The 20,139-nt window shown below is 49.4% G+C and carries 13 protein-coding genes; 8 read left to right on the forward strand and 5 right to left on the reverse strand.

Annotated features, from left to right (window positions below):
* Positions 1-2: 2 nt before the first annotated feature.
* Positions 3-2,264 carry a photosystem I core protein PsaA gene (gene psaA / locus ACN4EK_RS03310; protein WP_431656150.1) on the reverse strand — a complete coding sequence of 754 codons (2,262 nt, stop codon included), beginning with the start codon at positions 2,262-2,264 and terminating at the stop codon, positions 3-5.
* Positions 2,265-3,110: 846 nt separating this feature from the next.
* Here psaA and ACN4EK_RS03315 point away from each other — a divergent pair.
* Complete coding sequence (locus ACN4EK_RS03315) at positions 3,111-4,961, forward strand: hypothetical protein (protein ID WP_431656055.1); 1,851 nt, start codon at positions 3,111-3,113, stop codon at positions 4,959-4,961.
* 163 nt (positions 4,962-5,124) lie between these two features.
* Here the strand turns inward: ACN4EK_RS03315 and ACN4EK_RS03320 are convergent, their stop codons facing one another.
* A complete protein-coding gene (locus ACN4EK_RS03320) occupies positions 5,125-5,529 on the reverse strand; it encodes a response regulator (RefSeq protein ID WP_431656056.1) in 405 nt (134 codons plus the stop codon).
* Between the two features lie 189 nt (positions 5,530-5,718).
* Here ACN4EK_RS03320 and ACN4EK_RS03325 point away from each other — a divergent pair, with 189 nt between their 5' ends.
* The gene (locus ACN4EK_RS03325; RefSeq protein ID WP_431656057.1) at positions 5,719-8,316 is read left to right on the forward strand and encodes a DNA gyrase/topoisomerase IV subunit A; all 2,598 of its coding nucleotides are present in this window, start codon (positions 5,719-5,721) and stop codon (positions 8,314-8,316) included.
* A 75-nt stretch (positions 8,317-8,391) separates the two neighbouring features.
* Here ACN4EK_RS03325 and ACN4EK_RS03330 read toward each other — a convergent pair whose 3' ends face one another.
* On the reverse strand, positions 8,392-10,611 hold the full coding sequence (locus tag ACN4EK_RS03330; RefSeq protein ID WP_431656058.1) for a phosphoketolase family protein: 2,220 nt from the start codon (positions 10,609-10,611) through the stop codon (positions 8,392-8,394).
* Positions 10,612-11,140: 529 nt separating this feature from the next.
* On the opposite strand from ACN4EK_RS03330, the gene ACN4EK_RS03335 reads away from it, so the two are divergent.
* Both ACN4EK_RS03335 and ACN4EK_RS03340 read left to right on the forward strand, forming a co-directional pair.
* Positions 11,141-13,732, forward strand: coding sequence for a glycoside hydrolase family 31 protein (locus ACN4EK_RS03335; RefSeq protein ID WP_431656059.1), 2,592 nt, complete (start codon positions 11,141-11,143; stop codon positions 13,730-13,732).
* Between the two features lie 235 nt (positions 13,733-13,967).
* Positions 13,968-14,141, forward strand: coding sequence for a hypothetical protein (locus tag ACN4EK_RS03340; protein ID WP_431656060.1), 174 nt, complete (start codon positions 13,968-13,970; stop codon positions 14,139-14,141).
* Positions 14,142-14,247: 106 nt separating this feature from the next.
* Here the strand turns inward: ACN4EK_RS03340 and ACN4EK_RS03345 are convergent, their stop codons facing one another.
* Positions 14,248-14,463, reverse strand: coding sequence for a hypervirulence associated TUDOR domain-containing protein (locus ACN4EK_RS03345; protein ID WP_431656061.1), 216 nt, complete (start codon positions 14,461-14,463; stop codon positions 14,248-14,250).
* A gap of 157 nt (positions 14,464-14,620) precedes the next feature.
* Positions 14,621-15,118 (reverse strand): orange carotenoid protein N-terminal domain-containing protein, encoded by a 498-nt coding sequence (locus tag ACN4EK_RS03350; protein WP_431656062.1) that lies wholly within the window; start codon positions 15,116-15,118, stop codon positions 14,621-14,623.
* Between the two features lie 173 nt (positions 15,119-15,291).
* On the opposite strand from ACN4EK_RS03350, the gene ACN4EK_RS03355 reads away from it, so the two are divergent.
* The 4 genes from ACN4EK_RS03355 (at position 15,292) to ACN4EK_RS03370 (ending at position 20,061) form a co-directional block, all read left to right on the forward strand.
* Positions 15,292-16,185, forward strand: a complete 894-nt coding sequence (locus tag ACN4EK_RS03355) for an SDR family NAD(P)-dependent oxidoreductase (RefSeq protein WP_431656063.1) — start codon at positions 15,292-15,294, stop codon at positions 16,183-16,185.
* A 286-nt stretch (positions 16,186-16,471) separates the two neighbouring features.
* Positions 16,472-17,248, forward strand: coding sequence for an SDR family oxidoreductase (locus tag ACN4EK_RS03360; protein ID WP_431656064.1), 777 nt, complete (start codon positions 16,472-16,474; stop codon positions 17,246-17,248).
* 6 nt (positions 17,249-17,254) lie between these two features.
* A complete protein-coding gene (locus ACN4EK_RS03365; RefSeq protein WP_431656065.1) occupies positions 17,255-19,579 on the forward strand; it encodes a glycoside hydrolase family 31 protein in 2,325 nt (774 codons plus the stop codon).
* A 140-nt stretch (positions 19,580-19,719) separates the two neighbouring features.
* Positions 19,720-20,061 carry a hypothetical protein gene (locus ACN4EK_RS03370; RefSeq protein ID WP_431656066.1) on the forward strand — a complete coding sequence of 114 codons (342 nt, stop codon included), beginning with the start codon at positions 19,720-19,722 and terminating at the stop codon, positions 20,059-20,061.
* Positions 20,062-20,139: the final 78 nt, after the last annotated feature.

The following is a 20,139-nucleotide window of genomic DNA, read 5'->3' on the forward strand; positions in this document are numbered from 1 at the left end:
GCTTATCCAAGTGAAAGTGTGCGAGCCAGGAAGAACGCCCACGTTGTGGCAATTCCTCCCAGGAGGTAGTGAGCAACCCCCACTGCCCGACCCTGAGTAATGCTCAGTGCGCGGGGCTGAATGGTTGGAGCAACTTTCAGCTTATTATGTGCCCACACAATGGACTCGATCAACTCCTGCCAGTATCCCCGACCGCTGAACAGGAACATGAGGCTGAATGCCCACACAAAGTGAGCGCCCAGGAACATGAGTCCGTATGCAGACAGAGCGGAACCGTAGGAGGTAATCACTTGGGTTGCCTGTGCCCAGAGGAAGTCGCGCAGCCAACCATTAATGGTGATGGCGCTCTGAGCAAAGTTACCAGCAGTGATGTGAGCGACGGAGCCATCGGGGTTAACCGTGCCCCAAACATCCGACTGCATCTTCCAGCTGAAGTGGAAAATCACCACGGAAATGCAGTTGTACATCCAGAACAAACCGAGGAAGACATGATCCCAACCAGAAACTTGGCAGGTGCCGCCACGTCCGGGACCGTCGCAAGGGAAGCGGAACCCGAGGTTAGCTTTGTCTGGAATCAGACGAGAGTTACGAGCAAATAGCACACCTTTCAGCAGGATCAACACGGTGACGTGGATCGTGAAGGCATGGATGTGGTGCACCATGAAGTCAGCCGTACCGAGGACGATCGGCATCATGGCAACCTTGCCACCAATCGCAACCACATCACCACCGAACGCGAAGCTAGCAGGAGCTAGGGCGTTAGGAGCGGTATTGCCAGGAGCAAGCGTGTGAATGTTTTGCACCCATTGGGCAAAGATCGGCTGCAATTGGATCCCGGTGTCCGAGAACATATCTTGAGGACGACCAAACGCCCGCATCGTGTCGTTATGAACGTACAGACCGAAGCTATGGAAGCCCAAGAAGATACAAACCCAGTTCAGGTGAGAGATAACGGCATCGCGGTGGCGAATGATGTTATCCAACACATTGCCTTTATTCACCACGGGATCGTAGTCACGCACCATGAAGATGGCACCGTGAGCAGCAGCACCGCAGATCAGGAAACCGCCGATCCACATGTGGTGAGTGAAGATGGACAACTGAGTGGCATAGTCAACCGCTAGGTATGGATACGGAGGCATCGCATACATGTGTTGAGCCACGATGATGCTGACAGAACCACCGATCGCCAGGTTGATTGCCAACTGAGCGTGCCAGGAGGTGGTCAGAACTTCATACAGTCCCTTGTGACCTTCTCCGGTAATCATGATGGGATCCCGATGAGCTTCGAGAATCTCCTTCATGCTGTGACCGATACCCCAGTTGGTTCGGTACATGTGACCTGCCACGATGAACATGACAGCCAGCGCCAGGTGGTGGTGAGCCTGGTCAGTTAACCAGAGGCTACCAGTCACGGGGTTCAGACCACCTTTGAAGGTCAGGAAGTCTGAGTAAGCGCCCCAGTTAAGGGTGAAGAAAGGAGTTAATCCCTTAGCAAAGCTGGGGAATAGGTCTGCCATCAACTGCTTGTTGAGGATGAACTCATGGGGCAGCGGGATGTCTTTCGGAGCAACCCCAGCGTCCAGTAGCTTGTTAATTGGCAGAGAAACGTGGATCTGGTGACCAGCCCAGGACAGAGAACCCAGACCAAACAAACCAGCCAGGTGGTGGTTCATCATGGATTCTGCGTTCTGGAACCATTCCAACTTGGGCGCACTCTTGTGATAGTGGAACCAGCCAGCGAACAGCATTAGAGCTGCCATGACCAGACCACCGATCGCGGTGCAATAAAGTTGGAAGCTGTTTGTAAAGCCAGCTGCTCGCCACATGTAGAAGAGTCCAGAAGTGATCTGGATCCCGTGGAAGCCGCCACCAACGTCTGCATTCAAAATTTCTTGACCAACGATCGGCCAAACCACTTGAGCACTGGGCTTAATCGCGGTTGGGTTCGTTAACCAAGCTTCATAGTTTGAAAATTTCGCGCCATGAAAATACATGCCGCTCAACCAAATGAACACAACGGCTAAGTGACCGAAGTGTGCGCTGAAGATCTTACGAGATACGTCTTCTAAGTCAGAAGTATGGCTATCAAAGTCGTGAGCGTCAGCGTGTAGGTTCCAAATCCAGGTTGTGGTTTTGGGTCCCCGAGCTAGGGTGCGATCGAAGTGACCAGGTTGAGACCACTTTTCAAAGGAAGTGGGAACCGGATCTTTATCGACGACAACCCGCGCTTTCGCTTCGCGCTCGCGTGGGGTAGTTGTCATTGAGACTCTCCTCTCTCTAGACAAGGAACGAGGATTCCCCCTACCAGAACCTACTCCGCTCTAGAACGCCATCATGGGCTGGAGTGGATCCGCTACACATCCCGAAAGACGGAAGTTATAAGTCCCTGAGGCTGTTGTGTAGCAGGTGTTGAGAACAGAGCTGTTTCACTCCAAAACTGGAAACGCTCACAGAGCGGTGAAAGTAGCCCGGAAGGGGTTCTCAACGTGACATTATAGGACTTGCTTCATGCCGCTTTCGGACGCAGTTAACAATAATTCAAAATCTCTCAATCATTTATGTAGTCGGCGTTGCACATTCAGGCAAGTCTGAAAAAGTCAAGGGGGGCTTCGATTATGTTTACATAGCGAAACGATAGACAAAAAGTATGATCTAATAAATCAAAACGAGATCCTTTGTCAATTTCTGACATACATCTATAGGATTGGGTGACAAATTTGACACAAAACTGCTGAAAAAGTGATTAACAGCAGAGTTTGTTAATAGTTGTGTCTTAATATCTGCAACATTTCCTTGCAAAAATTAAGAAAGCTCAAACCGTCCATTTACGTGATATAGACCTCTTCTATTTGGGAGCGATTTCATTTCAAGCTGATCGGAGGAGAGTGTCAACCAGGCTTTTAAGTCCCATTCTGCGAGTCGTCAGGCTGGATCCCCTTGATTAATCATTTGTTACCAAAACACCCCTCCGAACTCTCCCAACCGTCTCTAAGGGGGGTGAACACTTCAACATTTATAAGTCTGTAGAACGAATTGAGTGATTGGGGGATTGATTCCGCTATAGTTCCCTATGGACGGCAGATTAAGTCATATAGGAGCGTGTTTCGGTGTCTGGACTCATCATTCGCTGGCGATCGTTCGTTAAAGCTTGTGTTGCTACTTTGTTAGTGCTGCTGCTGGTATTTAGTCCCTGGGGTGGCGATTTTGCCGCGATCGCGGCTCGGAAAAAGCCCAACGCCAAGCCAGCCCCTGGCTTAGTCAGCAAACTCTCTGAAGTAGCTCCACCTCCAGTACTGCTGGAATTGCGAGAGGTCATGGATGCTTACCGACCGCAAGTGAAGATTCTCAGCCCCAGACCGAACGAAGTATTGTCAGACGATACAGTGTCTGTCCGATTCCAGGTCAACGATCTACCTGTGTTTAAAGATGAGGCTTTAGGCTTAGGTCCTCACCTGCATGTGTTTTTAGATAACCAGCCCTATCAAGCGGTTTATAACACCAGCCAACCTCTTGTCTTTGAGAATCTATCTCCGGGAACCCATACAATCCGAGTCTTTGCCTCCCGTCCCTGGCATGAAAGCTTCAAAAATGAGGGTGCCTATGCCCAAACCACGTTTCACGTCCTGACCAAAACTCAGGAGAATAGCCCGGCGGCTGACCAACCCCTATTGACCTACAGCCGTCCCCAGGGAACCTATGGGGCAGAGCCGATTATGTTGGACTTCTATTTAACTAACGCCCCCCTGCATCTCATTGCTCAGAAAGATAGCCAGGATGATATTCCAGACTGGCGAATTCGCTGTACGGTCAACGGTTACAGTTTCATTCTGGATCAGTGGCAACCGATTTACCTGCAAGGCTTTAAACCAGGTAAAAACTGGGTACAGCTTGAGTTCATTGATGAAAATGGCAATGTCGTCAATAACGTGTTCAACAATACGGCTCGGTTGATTACCTACGAACCGAATGGGACAGATGCCCTGTCTAAGCTGGTGCGGGGTGAACTGTCGTTAGTGGCTTCGCGTGGCATTGTCGATCCGAACTACCAGCCTCCGGTGGAGGAACCCCCAGCGGCGATCGCAGAACCTACTCCAGAGCCCACCCCTACTCCGGAAGCCAGTCCCACGCCAGAAGCAACTCCCGAACCCACTCCAGCAACAGAACCAGTTTTAGAAACTCCTGAGCCCGTAGAGTCTGCGAAGGAAAATTCCAGCCCAGAACCCATTCCAACTGTAGCAATCCCAGCTATTCCAGACATCTCAGCCCCCGCCGAACCAACACCAGTGCCAGTTACTCCGGTTGAACCGATCGCACCTCCGATCGCACCAGAAGAACCTGCCATCGAAAACTCAGTCGAAGCTGAAGCAGCGCCCGTTTTAGAAGAGACCCTATCTGAACCGGCGATCGCTCCTACTAGCGAAGAAGCAGAACAGCCTGCCTCTATTCCTGTTACTCCTGAGCCGACTGTGTCACCCGAATCCACTCCTGCTCCTGAACCTGTTCCCAGCCTGCCGCCTGTCGAAACGGTGAAAGCACCAGAACTTCAGGAGTCTCCGGTTCCGGCTGAACTGTCTGCCCCGATTGAAGAAACGCCCGTGTTACTGGTTCCTCAACCTGTAGAAACACCATCTACCCCATCAATCTCCAGTCCTCCTACACCATCTCAGGAGGTAGCTACTCCAGAAGAACCTGTGACTCCAGCGCCAGTGCCATCCAACCCACCTGCTCCTTCTGCAACTTCACAAGTGGGACAGCAAGTTAGCAAAGTGGGACGACAGATTGGGGAACAGGCTGGACAACTAGGACAAAAGGCGAGCCAATTGGGGCGACAAGCCGGTCAACGATTTGGGCAATGGTTCGATCGGGCACGTCAATCCATATCCAAGCCAGCAACCCCAAACGTTAGCCCGAGTCCTGTAGTGACGGAGCCAACGGCGACTGGTTCAGGGGCGGAATAGGCGGAAGATGGGGAGGATGAAGAAGATCGGGAAATGAGGAAGATCCTTACTACTCCGTTCTCCCCGCTCCTCGATCAAAAAACTTTGGGAATCTGGGAAAAGTTTTCTATAGTAGTACTTGTGTACCTGGAAAAACGAGAGATCCAATTAAATTTGCCAAATACTACTCCTCTAGGTCTGGCAATAGTGCCATAATCTGCTCGACAAAGGCTTGATGGTCAACGACCGGCTTAGAGATGTAGCCATCTGCCCCACTCTGCTTGAGGAAGCTTTCTCGATCGCCTTCCATCGCATGGGCAGTCACCAGGATAATCGGAAGATTGGCAGTTTTCGGATCGTCCTTGAGCATCTGAGTAATTTGGATACCATCGACCGATTTTCCCTGGTAAACACTTCGAGCTAACGATACATCCATTAAGATAATGTCTGCTTCTCCCGCCTGGGCGATTTGCATGACCTCTTCCACATTTTCGGTATGCCGCACCACCAGCCCGCCTCGTTTCGTCAGAATTTTAGAGAAAACCCGAGCATTAATCAGGTCGTCCTCCACAATCAAAACCGTCTTCATAGCACCTTCCTTATGCAGTAACCCAGCTTATTGATACCTGTGACCCCGATTATGCAGTCGTTAATCCTTATGTGAGAGGCTACCCAGAGATAGGTGAGAGCAGAATTTAGGATTATCACTATAGTAGATGTCACTCGATCGAGATTACACAGAACCGTCGTCACGTCAGGAATATAGGAAATAAAACTCATGGCTAAGCAACTGAATATGCTCTCCGCAGGACAGGTTATCACAACCGCTCTGCATACAGAGATGCAACAGTCGTATCTTGAATATGCCATGAGTGTGATTGTCGGTCGTGCCCTGCCCGATGTCCGTGATGGCTTAAAGCCAGTGCATCGGCGGATTTTGTATGCCATGCATGAGCTAGGGTTAACACCTGATCGCCCCTACCGTAAATGTGCCCGTGTCGTCGGGGATGTGCTCGGTAAATATCATCCCCACGGAGATCAAGCGGTTTACGATGCCTTAGTTCGGTTAGTTCAGGATTTCTCCAGTCGTTATCCCTTATTAGCCGGACATGGCAACTTCGGGTCGGTGGATGATGATCCCCCCGCAGCCATGCGGTATACCGAAACGCGGCTGGCAGAAATTGGCAATGAAGCGTTACTGACTGAAATTGGCGAAGCCACGGTCGATTTCATTGGTAACTTCGACAACTCGCAGCAAGAACCGATCGTTCTACCGGCACAACTGCCCATCCTGTTGCTCAACGGCAGTTCTGGCATTGCGGTAGGGATGGCAACCAATATTCCGCCGCATAACCTGAATGAGATTGTTGATGGCTTAATTGCCCTGATCGATAATCCCAATCTGTCCGATGAGCGGCTATTTGAACTAATCCCCGGGCCGGATTTCCCAACGGGTGGTGAAATTGTGGGTACAGATGGCATCCGGGATGCCTACACCACAGGTCGTGGTAGTGTGGCGATTCGGGGAGTGGCTCAAATTGAGGAAATTCAACCGGGACGAGGGCGGCATCGTCGTCCAGCGATCGTCATCACAGAATTACCCTATCAAGTCAACAAAGCAGGCTGGATCGAAAAAGTCGCTGAGTTAGTGGGACAAGGACGGCTGGATGGCATCGCTGATATTCGGGATGAAAGCGATCGTGATGGCATTCGGGTGGTGATTGAACTGAAGCGGGAAGCCCATCCCCAAAAAGTCCTCAATGCCTTGTATAAGCAGACCGCCTTACAAAACAATTTTGGGGTGATTCTGCTGGCACTCACCAATGGGCAACCCCGACAAATGACCCTGCGGGAGTTATTACAACACTTCCTCGACTTCCGGGTAGCCACCCTGACCCGCCTCTATCAGCATGAACTCGATCGCGCTGAAAGTCGCCTGCATTTGCTCGATGGCATGTTGATTGCATTGGAAAATCTGGATGAGGTGATTGATATTTTACGCAACGCTCCTGATGGCAGTACCGCAAAAGCGGTTTTACAGGAAGAGTTGGAGTTGAGCGATCGACAAGCCGATGCGATTCTGGCAATGCCCCTGCGGCGGCTCACGAGCATGGAGCAGCAAAACCTTCAAACGGAATTTGATCAACTCAGCGATCGACAAACGGAATTGCAAAAATTATTGGGCGATCAACGGGAACTCCTGAAAGCCCTGAAAAAAGAATTACGGGCGTTGAAAAAGAAATTTGGGGATCCCCGTCGGACGCGGATTATCGGTCGTCCGGAACCCGGAGAGAGTCAAAAGGGTAAGCGAGCCAACGCCGGTAACGCCGAATTGAGTGCCACGACTGGCACTGACTCCACAACGCTGTTGCCCTTAGATGACGAAGAGGAAATTGCCGAAGAAACGGTTTTGGAACTGACTCAACGGGGGTATGCTCGCCGTATCTCCGTGAAAACCTTACAGCGCCGGAATAGTCGGAATGAGGAACAGCCTACCCCCGGTCTAGCCGAGTTTGAAGACTTTACCCTCCAGACTCATATCACGACCACGGCGCATACGATTCTGGCGATTACGCGGGATGGCAAAGCCTACCCCATTCACATGAGCGATGTGCCCCAGGCAACCGGTCGATCGCGGGGTGTGCCGTTAGTCACGCTGCTACCTACCGCCGCTCAGGGCAGTCCGGATACGATCGTCGCGAGTTTCGTGATGCCAGAAGTTCCGGAGGAACAGGATTTGGTGTTAGTGACTCAACAAGGTCGGGTGAAGCGATTACCTTTGGAAGACTTTACTGATTTAACGGCGCGGGGTCTGACCACGCTCAAACTCAAAGATGAGGATCAGGTTGCCTTTGCTTGCATCACAGAGGCGGGTGAACAGTTGGTACTAGCCACCTCGAACGGTCGGATGTTGCGGGTGGAAATTGACGACGATCGCCTCCCCCTATCCAGTCGTACCTCGCAGGGACAAACCGCGATTCGCTTGATTAAACAAGAACGGTTAGTCGGTTGTGTTACTGTGCCGGTAGATGGTCATTTACTCATGGTGTCGGAAAAGGGCTATGCCAAACAGATGCCTGTTGGTTTGTTGCGCCTCTCTAATCCTGGGGATCTGGGTGGACAGGGACTGCAATTTGCCACCAAGACCGATACCTTAGTTGGACTGGCAGCCGCCTTCTCAGACTCAGAAATTATTGTGCTAACCAGCGCCGATCGCATGAGTTATATCGAGCTAGAAGAAGTACCAGTGGAAGGTAAAGAGGGCAAAGGTAGCCGGATCTTGAAGCTCGATCGCGATGAGAAAATTACCAGAGTCACATCGCTGGAATTTACCGACCTGTTTGAAGAAGAGGAAATAGAAGAAGAGGAAGAATAAGAGCGATCGGGCAACTGCCGGGTAATCAATCAGATCATGACTGGAGCAATTACCCGACAGTAGTAGCAACTCAGCTTAATGCACCAATTCGATCGCACGTTTGGCAAGCGCTTCCGCCGTAATGCCATTGAATGCCATCAGTTCACCGGGGCTAGCCGTGGTTTCACCTCGCTTCCAGGCAAAAGTGTCGCGACGGCTCGTACTCCGTAACATCACGGGTTCCAACATCCCACTGGCACCACCGGTAACGGCGATCAAGGCATCACCACCAAATAGGCGATCGAAACCAGCCTCATCCAAAAACTCGCCATCGGGTTCGGAACAACTTGCCCAAGCCACATCCGCAGGACGGTAGAGACGACGGGGATTGACGACGGAGACAATCCGCACCCCTAAGCCCTCGGCTTCCAGGCTGGCCGCCGCTTCAAATACGGGAATCAGGATCATATCTCCAATCACCGCGAAGACTACCGTTTTTGTCCCCGGATCACCGTTCACCTCTTGCAGCACGATCGCCCCATCCTCGATCGCCTGTCGGGTTTGCTCAAAGGTTGTCCGAATCGGTAACGGTGACTTGCTGGCAGTAATGACGATGCCTTTATTTTTAGTGGTCAGCGCCCAGTCGTAGCACACCTGAATGCTATTCGCGTCCGGTGGAAATAGCGGGAAGACGTTACCATTCCGCATCATGGCAGCAAAGTAAGCTTCAATCTCCGGACGTTGATGAGTCCAACCATTGCGCCCCTGTTCTAAAGCCCCGGCGGTAAATAGGGTCACGGTGGCTGGTGTAGGGCGACGCAATTCTGCCATTGCCTGAGTCACCGTTTGCCAGATTGGTAACCCATTAATCGCGAAGGATTCATAGGAACACCAGAGCGATCGCGCCCCCATTAACGCTAAACCTGCGGCTAATCCGGCACAGGCATCTTCACTTAGGGGTTCGTACACCTGTCCACCCGGTTGCTGATTGTAGAGGGGATCTTCAGTTGGGTGATTGATCTTGAGAGCCTGGTTAATGTTGGCAATCCCAGAGGCTTCGTTACCATCGGCATTCGTTACTACAAAGGTGCGATCGCTTTGCCCCACTTTGCCCACTAATCGCCCCATTGCTGTTGTGGATACTTTGGGATCACCCCCTATGGAAAACTCTTCTAACGGTAAAGCTTCCAGGTCGGGTAACGATCGCACTGATTCAGTCACCACTGTTTTACTTGCAGAACCACCGCCCGCCCGGTAACAATTGGTGCGAACCAGTTCCCAGGCGGCAGGAGTGAGGGCACGCGTCTTTAAAGCGGTCACAATCTCAGGATTATCGAGGGTATGTTGAGCATAGAGGTTATGGGATTTTGCCCCCCGCGCATGGACTCCTGCCCCTTTCAGTTGCTTGATAATAAAGACGGTCAGTTGCCCCCCTAAAGCGGCTTTTGCCGCCGTGTCCACCCCTGCGACCACCGCCTTAACAAACTCTAGCCGTTGTTCAAACGAAAAGGCGGTGCTGTCAACGAAGGCTCCAGCCTGGTTTTGATCATCAAAGTCTTTGGCATCAATCAGGACAACCTGCTCAAAGCCATTGCCCTGCCAGTAGGCGGTCATTTGCTCGTTAGACAGTAGCGATACCATGCTGTGATGTTCCTGAGAGTAACCGTTCCAAACCAGGACAGGCAGGAAGTTGGTGACTTCAGGATAGGCGGTATGGAAGTGCGCCATCGAACTCATAATGTAGGGTTCGCCCAATCCACCATCCCCCACGGTGAAGGGAAACAGCTTGTCTTGATGGAGTAATGCGGCAGACATGGCAAAGTGTTGTCCCTGTCCCAAGGGACCGGCGGGAGCTAGAATGCCAGGAATGTAGCCGGATAAGTGCCCCAACAGACCGTGGCGTTCCCGGAAGCGATCGCGCAATTGCTGTACCGTTTCAATCCCCATAGCTTCCAGGGAGCGATCGAGGAACATGGCACTGTAAAAGCCGGGGGCATGATGTCCGACTTCCGTGACTATATTTTTGTGACCCAGCATGACTAAAGCAGCATAGGCTTCTGCCTGACTGGCAAATCCACCGGGATGCCCAGAGGCTTTGCTCCCCGTCATTTGCAGGATCAAGTAGCGCAAGGCATCGGCATACAACATCGTCTGGTAAGCCGCCGTTAGATCGGTGGGATCGGCGATCGCAGTGTCTCCATCAGCAATCACAGGAGCCTGACCATAGGTATCAAATCCAGGCAATGTGTCCCCAAAATATTGAATACCTTCACAAAAGACTGGAACCGATTTGGGTGTGGGAGTGACTGCGGTCATGCTCTAGATACCTAACTGCGACAATAAACAGATCTGAAAGAATATCTCAACTATTCATAGTACACAGCTACCTGCCCAAAAAGTTATCACCACGATACAGACAACTGAACGCAGCTATCAATTTAACACTATAGTTTTGCTTGCTCTCTCATTTAGATTAGTTAGAATCGTGGCAACTTATGTCATCTGGAAGATTTAAGTAGCGTAGCTTTTAGATATATTCAGACGTGGGATTGATCTGAAATTTCGGTAGTTCATTCAAAATCAGGATTGATGCTACGGGTGGACTGGTAAGCTTCATGGCGTAGAAGCATAGATTAGTAAAGATTCAACTATTCCTTTGTTCTGAAAAGCTTTAGCAAGCCAACATTAGACTAACTTAATGCAGTTGAGCTTTAAATATTAGGTTAAATTTGCTGGGCATCAGGTGAATTCCTGAACATCATATTGATGTTTAAAACTTAAATTAAGTTTTAGTTAAACATTTGCCAGCATCTTTATTTAGCCTTCTTGGATAACCATTAATTCTATGACGTTCGATCAAACTAAGCCTCTAAGCCTTTCTGAAACTGTGCAAAATCGCTTCAAACAGGTATCACTCAAGTTCAAGTTCTTTCTGGGATCGCTGTTTTATTTAACCTATGCACTGTACGCCTATCGATATTCGCGACAACGCGATCGCTTAGAACAGCAATTTGCTCCTCCACCTACCACCGAAGTCATAGAGAGTCCAGGCAAACTATTACAAGCAGAATCCTGGGCAAGAGGGGCTTATTTTTATTTTGAGCAAGCTGAGCTAGAGATTTGCTTTTTGAAGGCAGATTTTGTCCAATTAAATTGGAAACCGGGGCTATCTCCTGTTCCTTATGCACTAGCTAAACCGATCGATCATACATCCTGGCAATTATGGTCAGAAGTCAATATTGAACTAAACGCCACATCAGAGGGGTGGACTGTTTCCAGTGGTGAGCTAGAAATTACCGTTAGTGCTACAGGTGAGTTGAAATTCTATACAGCTAACGGTGCTTTATTGCGTCAGGAACTTCCCCCCGATCGCAATGGCGAAGCCTGGAGTCATCACACCCAATTGCGTCAGGAAGAAAATTTATATGGCTTAGGAGAACGAGCCGCCCGGTTAAATCTGCGTTCTCATGATCTGTTTCAGCCTGCAAACCCGGATTCAGATAGCCAACCTGACCCACCCGCAACCACCCGCACGTATCGCATGTGGAATTACGATGCGGCAGGCATGTATGCTCCTGGCTCCGATCCCATGTATATCAGCATTCCGGTATACATCAGTTTGCATCAGCAAGGCAGCTACCTGATCTTTTATGAAAATTCCTTTGAAGCCACCTTTACCTTTGATCGCGATCGCGCCACCGCCGCCTTTACGGGAGGAGCATTACACTATTACGTCGCTACAGGATCCCCCGCCCAACTGTTAGAACGTTACACCGAACTGACTGGGCGATCGCCCTTACCGCCTCGCTGGGCATTGGGCTATCACCAATCCCGTTGGGGTTATCGAACCGAAGCGGCAGTTCGAGAAACCGTCCAACAATTTCGCGAATTAGATTTACCTCTCAGTGCGATTCACTTAGACATTGATGTGCAGGTAGGTTATCGGGCATTTACGATCGACCCGCAACGCTTCCCTCAGTTGGGCAAGTTCACCCAGGAATTGGCATCTGAGGGAGTACAATTTATTACGATTATTAATCCGGGGATTAAATACAGCCGCAAAAGTAAGCTGTTTTTAGAAGGACGGATGCTAGAAGCCTTTTGTAAACTGCCAACGGGTGATCTGGTGATTGCTCCAGTGTGGTGCGGTTGGTCAGCCTTTCCAGACTTTACAAATCCCCTAGTACGGCAATGGTGGAGTCGGCAATATGAGTTCATGTTGGATTTAGGAGTCGCTGGCTTTTGGCATGACATGAATGAACCAGCCGCCTTTATTACCTGGGGCGATCGCTCCTTACCCAAAGTCGTGCGCCATCACATGGAAGGCAGAGGGGGAGAACACCGCGAAGCTCATAATGTTTATGGGTTGCTCCAAGCACGAGCTGGGTATGAAAGTTTGTGCCAGTATCGTCCAAATCAACGTCCCTTTATTGTTTCACGCGCCGGGTGGGCAGGGTTACAACGGTATGCCTGGACCTGGACAGGAGATATTGAGTGTACCTGGGAATGTATGCAGCAAACAATCCCGACGGTGCTAGGGCTAGGACTTTCTGGGATTCCCTATAGTGGACCCGATATTGGTGGTTTCCAGGGCAACCCATCGGCAGAACTATACTTACGCTGGTTCCAAATGGCAACCTTCATGCCGTTCTACCGTTCCCATTGCTCAAATAACGTTGAGTATCGTACCCCCTGGACTTATGGAGAACCGTATCTCAGTATTATGCGGAACTTCCTTCAGTTACGCTATCAGTTAATGCCTTACTTCTATACGCTGGCCTGGGAAGCCTCCCAAAAAGGGTATCCTTTAGTGCGTCCGTTATTCTGGTACAACACGGATGAACCCGCTCTATGGAGTATTGATAATGCCTTTTATTTAGGGAAGTCACTCATCATTTATCCTGTGTTTGAAGAGGGAGGACGATCGCGTCTTGCTACCCTACCGCCAGGTCGCTGGTATAGCTTTTGGGACGACACGATGCTAGAAGGAATGGCTCAAGTAGAACTCAGTGTCCCCCTGGAACAAATGCCTCTACTGGTAAAAGCAGGCAGCATTATCCCAATGGTCATAGACAATCAATTAATGCTGCACTTGTACCCACCGGAACAGGAGAGTTGTGAAGATTGCATATACAGTGATGCCGGAGATGGCTATGGGGAATGGCGCTTAGATCATTTCCGGTTGATCCGATTTGCCGAAGGAGTGGAATTATTATGGGAACAACAGGGTGATTTTCCCTGCCTCTATCCATTTCCCTATCATAGTATTCAACTTCAGCTACATGGATTCCAACCTCAGCAACTCTGGATTGACGGTCGGGAGATCACTCCTTCTCGCAGGCTAGATCAGGACGATCGTCGTCCTCAGTTCATTATTCCTAGTCCATTTCGCCAAGCCTACGTCACAGGTGAGTTTACCAGAAGTAATCTGCACTAGAATCCTAAAAACGATAGGAGTAAAAATTATCTGGTAATAAATTTACTATTGCAATGTGAGCAACAAATCTCTCATTAGGTTGAGGTGGAATAGTAGTGCAACCTGGATGATAAAACGTAGTCTAATTCTAGTTTCAAGTGGAGATTTGAGGCATGATGCAATCACTATGGCTGGCAGCCGCCCGACCTGTAGAAAATCAAATTGCCCCTGGTTTTCCTCCGGGACACCTCTAATTATGTCAATTTGCTGCCTGTTAGCAGTAGTGCTGGCTAGCCGTGTGGTGCAGCGTCCTAATGTTGGGCCGATGATGCCGTTAGGACCTTTAACAATGAGCGTACCTACGTTTATTGGCGCTATGAGTTTTGGTCATTTGCTAGGCACTCTAGCGGTTCTCACATTAGCGCGTTAATGGTTAATGACTAACAGGTCTAGCGATCGGACATAGAAAGCCTATCGATCGCTAGGACAGCTTAATATACTTACTTCGGGGCTAGACATGACTCATTCATCATGCTCTAGTCCTGAATCTTTTTGAGTGATTCTGGTTTATGGGCAGCTTCTTTACCAGTTTTATCGCTTTTTACCAAGTATTCTGGATTGTCATCCGAAGCCGCTACATGATGCCCCTTAATCTCAGTTTCTTTGGTGAGTTTTTTCTCGACCTGACCCTGAGTTTTTCCCTGGGAGGTTTGCCATTCCACCTGGTCTCCCGATTTAAATTGTTGTGCCATCGTGTAATCTCCGGTTAAATATTCAGGTTCGCAATAGAAAAGGGCAATCAAGCGGGTAGTAAAGGGGATGATTGCCCACAATTCTCATGATTTAACTGTGATCCACAGGGTAGTCGTTGTTGAGTAAGACTAACCCAGGAGCGGATCATCTACTGAATTACAGATTGGTATTGCGATCGTGCGGAGCCGAGTTGGGATCAACTCCCATCGGTGACACAATATTACGGAACAACGTAATCTGTTGCTGGAATTCCAACCCGGTAATTTGGCTCATCAGTTGTTCGGCTTGGGCAGAGAGCTTATAGTCAGCAGGCATGGGACTAACGGTGCCTTCATCCATCCCACAAGCCAGCAAATACCAGAACAAGAGTTTCGTCGTATCGCTTAATGCGCCATATTCACGAGCAATTAAGTTGTTTTTATGGGTGATCAGATCCCGTTGCAGTTGTAATTGCTCTTGATGGGACAGCCCCTTGACTTGATTAAACAATCCTTCCGCCACTTCGGAAGAAACAGTGCTAGCTCCCGGAGCAGCAGGAGTCACAGAGTCACCCATTTTTTTATAAATAAAATAAAACAGGGCAAGCTGTTGATCAACATCTAGACTACGAAAAGATTGTGCTAATCCAGTGGTGGGTTCTGTGGTAAAAGTCATAAAGTTCTCATCTCACTAACTGCAAGCTTTCATTAAGCTTTTTGAACCTTAACGAAGAATCTCCGTCACTTAAACCAACTCAGGATAGAAGCCAGTAATCCTGCTGAGGGTAGAGGTAGGTTTGACTTGATCTCTCAAGATAAGAGATAGGGAAAATAGGGAAATTAAACTTTATGACTAGTACAATCAGTCCGACTAGACGCTTAGAAGGCAAAGTAGCGATCGTCACAGGGGCTGGGACAGGGATTGGTGAAGCGATCGCCCATAAATTTGCCAAAGAAGGGGCTAAGGTAGTAGCAAATGGTTTACCTGGTGATCCAGTCGATGATGTAGTTGCCGCCATTCAACACTATGGAGGCATCGCCATTTCCTATATTGGCGATATTTCCGAGGAATTTCACGCCCAAACCTGTGTGGAATCTGCCGTTGCTACATACGGAAAATTAGATGTCTTAGTCAATAACGCTGGGGTATTTCTGACTAACGCTGAAATTGACCAATATCCGATCGAGGATTTCGATCGCACCATTCGCATGAATCTGCGATCGGCTTTTTTGATGACACGCTTTGCCGTACCCTATCTCCGGAAAACAAACGGCAATATTGTCTCGGCGGGTTCTGAAGCTGGCTTTAATGGGTTAGCTCAGAATGCCCCCTATGGCGGCACCAAGGGTTGGATGCATTCTTTCATGATGGGCATTGCCGTGGAAGAAGCGAAATATGGGATTCGGGCAAATTGTGTCTGTCCAGGGGCGATCGATACCGCATGGACTCATAAAGAAACCGGCCCAATGGATCAACAAATGGAAAAAATGTTGATTCAGGCAACACCAATGGCACGCCGAGGCACACCGGAAGAAGTGGCAAATGTCTATGCCTTTTTAGCGTCTGATGAGGCTAGCTATGTGACTGGAGCCCTATGGTTAGTGGATGGTGGCGTAACTCCAGCCAAAGGTCCCGTTGGCAAACAAACCCCATTCTGGAAGCAAGTAGCACCAGACGGCGAACTACGCTTAGAACATGCTCAGGAAGGGTTGGAAAACAAAGAAACCCATCGAATTAAATAGGCTGTCGAGGCGAGGTTCATCCCCTATTTCACATTTCGCTCCCCCTGGGACATGGTTAAGAACCTTTTGGCTCATTCATTTTTAGAGTGATCCCCCTAAATCCCCCTTGGGAAGGGGGACTTTGAACGGTTTTGTTCCATCCTGGCTAAGAAGGGTTAGGGAGGATCACTAACGCAGTTTCCTTTTGCCTGTGAAATAAGGGTTGGGGATGGCAGCAAAGGAGTTTTGTTAGTCAAGCAACAATAGAAGGATCGAAATGATTCAATTCATCATGTAAGGAGCCAGGATGCAGGGTAAAGTTGCGCTGATTACAGGAACAGGTTCAGGGATTGGTAAGGCAACGGCGCTTCTACTCGCGGAGCAAGGAGCTAAAATTGCAGCGATCGATCGCAATCCCGAAGAAAGCCACGAAACCATTGAAACAATTCAACAACGGGGTGGCGAGGCAATGACTGCGATCGCGGATATTTCGCAACCGGAGCAGATGCAAACGGCGATTCAAACGATTGGTGAGAAATTTGGTCGCATTGATGTTGTCTTTGCCAATGCTGGAATTAATGGGGTGTGGGCTCCGATTGAAGAATTAACACCAGAAGAATGGGATAAAACATTAGCAATTAATCTCAAAGGCACGTTTCTGACTGTGAAATATGCAGTGCCTTATTTGAAGCAACATGGTGGCTCAATTATTATCACGTCATCTGTCAACGGTACTCGCATTTTTAGTAATACTGGTGCAACAGCCTATTCCTGCTCGAAAGCGGCTCAAGTGGCATTTACGAAAATGGTGGCATTGGAGTTAGCGAAACATCGCATTCGGGTGAATGTGATTTGTCCAGGTGCGATCGCCACTGACATTAATGAAAGCACTGAACAACGAGATCTCAACACTATTAAAGAACCTGTGGACTTTCCCAGTGGCAGAATTCCGTTAACGGACGGCAAATCAGGTACATCCGAGCAGGTTGCCCAACTGGTACTATTTCTGGCATCCGATGCGTCCAGCCATATCACTGGGACAGAAGTTTGGATTGATGGTGCCGAATCGTTGTTGCAAGGATAAGATTGCATGCCCCAATATTTTGGACAATTGCCCTCTACGGATCAAGCCTGGTCAGTGTTAGGGGCTGTCGATTCAGTTGAAATTCGCGATCGTAGTGTGCTATGTCGTTGCCAAACAGCAACATTACTGGTGACGGTTCTCGCTCCTAATTTAGTGCGAGTGCGATTATCGCCAACGGGTGAGTTTGCCCCCCGCCGCTCCTGGGCAGTGACCAAAGATGATGCGGAATGGAAGGATTCGATCGTTGAAATTATTGAGCATGAAACCGCCATTTTTTTAGAGACAAATCAATTAACCGTCCAAATCGATCGTCATCCTTGCCGCATTCGTTGCGTTGATACTCAGGGTCATCCGTTTGCTGAAGATACGGACATGGGTATGGGGTGGTCTGCCAGTGGGGTGTCTGCCTGGAAACAGATTCAACCGGAGGAACACTTCTATGGTTTTGGCGAACGGACGGGATTTTTGGATAAATTGGCAGAGTGCAAAACCAATTGGACTACGGATGCCCTGGACTACGGTTCCTTAACCGATGAAATGTATCAGGCAATCCCAGTGTTTATGGCGCTGCGTCCCGGCTTAAGCTACGGGATTTTTCTCAATTCCACTCATTGGAGCCAGTTTGATCTGGGTGCAACGGAACCGGGGATTTGGCAAATGCTGACGCGATCGCCGGAGTTAGACTACTACATCATCTATGGACCGCAACCCGCCCAAATTCTGGCGACCTACACGGAATTGACCGGGCGAATGCCATTGCCACCCAAATGGGCACTGGGGTATCACCAATGTCGTTGGAGTTATGAATCCGAGGCAGTCGTGCAGGAATTAGCCCAGGAATTTCGTCGCCGCCGCATTCCCTGCGATGTCATCCATTTAGATATTGACTACATGCAGGGCTATCGAGTGTTTACCTGGAGCCAAAAGCGATTTTCAGATCCCAAAAAATTAATTGATGCCCTTAAGCACGAGGGGTTCCATGTGGTGACGATCGTCGATCCGGGGGTGAAATATGAGCCGGAAGCCGATTATCAGGTATTCGATCAAGGTCTGGAACAGGATTATTTTGTCCGAAAAGCAGATGGCAAATTGTTTCATGGCTATGTCTGGCCGGAAAAAGCAGTATTTCCCGACTTCCTCCGCTCCGATGTGCGGCAATGGTGGAGTCAACAGCATACCGCCTTAACCGATATGGGGGTGGCAGGCATCTGGAATGACATGAATGAACCCGCCTTAGACGATCGCCCGTTTGGGGATAATGGGAATAAAATCGCCTTTCCCCTGGATGCCCCCCAAGGAGAACCGGAGGAACGGACTACCCATGCTGAAGTGCATAACCTGTACGGGCTGAATATGGCGCAAGCGTCCCATGCCGCTTTACAACAATTGCGACCCGACCAACGATCGTTTGTCTTAACGCGATCGGGGTTTGCTGGCATTCAACGCTGGTCGTCGGTGTGGATGGGCGACAACCAATCTCTGTGGGAACATCTGGAAATGTCGTTACCGATGCTCTGCAACATGGGACTATCCGGTGTCCCGTTTGTCGGCTGTGACATCGGTGGCTTTGCCGGGAATGCAACAGCAGAATTGTTTGCTCGCTGGATGCAGGTAGGCATGTTATATCCCTTAATGCGGGGCCATTCTGCCATGAGTACGGCTCGCCATGAACCGTGGGTATTTGGCGATCGAGTCGAACAGATTTGCCGGGAATATATTGAATTACGCTATCGTCTATTGCCCTACATTTACTCGCTATTTTGGCAAGCCGCAACGACCGGCGCACCAATTCTGCGACCATTGCTATATCACTATCCTAGTGACCCCCAGACCTACGCCCTGTATGACCAGATTTTGCTAGGAGAACATCTGATGGCAGCCCCGGTTTACCGTCCTGGGGTAGAATATCGAGCCGTCTATTTGCCAGCCGGAACCTGGTATGACTGGTGGAGCCAGCAGTGCTATCACGGCCCCACCCACATTCTGGCTCATGCTCCACTGGAACGAATGCCACTGTATGTAAAAGCAGGGGCAATTATTCCCATGCAACCCGTGATGCAATATGTGAACCAATTTCCCTTAGGCGAACTCACTCTTAAAGTCACCCCTGAACCGGGTGAATGGACGATGTATGAAGATGATGGTCACAGTTTTGATTATCAGGCAGGGGTTTGGGCAACTACCACCTATCGCACTCGCCCCCAGGAGCAGCAGATTCTAGTAGAAGTGATCGATCGCCAGGGAAATTGGACTCCTCCCGATCGCAAGATTAGTGTGGAATTAATGGGCGAATCTGGGGCATTCACGGCTATCTATAACGACCGACTGTAGTTAGACACATAACAATCTTCCTTAAGGCTGACAGTATTGCCAGAATAGGCTGTTCCTGTGATAGAGAAGAACTATATTCGATCGCGGTAGCCTGATTGGTAAAAGGAAATAAGACTGTTGATACTAAGTTCGCATCCTCAATGACACCTACTACCGTTCAACTCCAAACAATTACAACTCAGGCAGAGCCGATTTCTCCAATCGAACCCAAGTCTGAAGCCACCGCCCACTACACCATTCCAGGACTGATCCTGTTATGTTTTATCATTGCCTTTATTGTGTCTTCCTTCCCTTCCGTCCCAAAACTGACGCAACGAATTATCTTCAAGCGATCGTCGAAAATTCCCTGCCAAAATTGTCGCTTTTTTAGCAATAGTTCCTATCTGAAATGTGCGGTTCATCCCATGTCAGCCATGACCCAGAATGCGATCGATTGTTCAGACTATCAATCTCCACAAAAATCTCATTCTTCAGTTAGATAATGCTAAATATAAGGGCGGTGCTTTTCAATCTCTGTATAGATAGCCATGACTCCTATTGTGATGCAATATAGAAAAGAA

The organism is Pantanalinema rosaneae CENA516, from assembly GCF_050753385.1.
Lineage (GTDB): Bacteria > Cyanobacteriota > Cyanobacteriia > Leptolyngbyales > Leptolyngbyaceae > Pantanalinema > Pantanalinema rosaneae.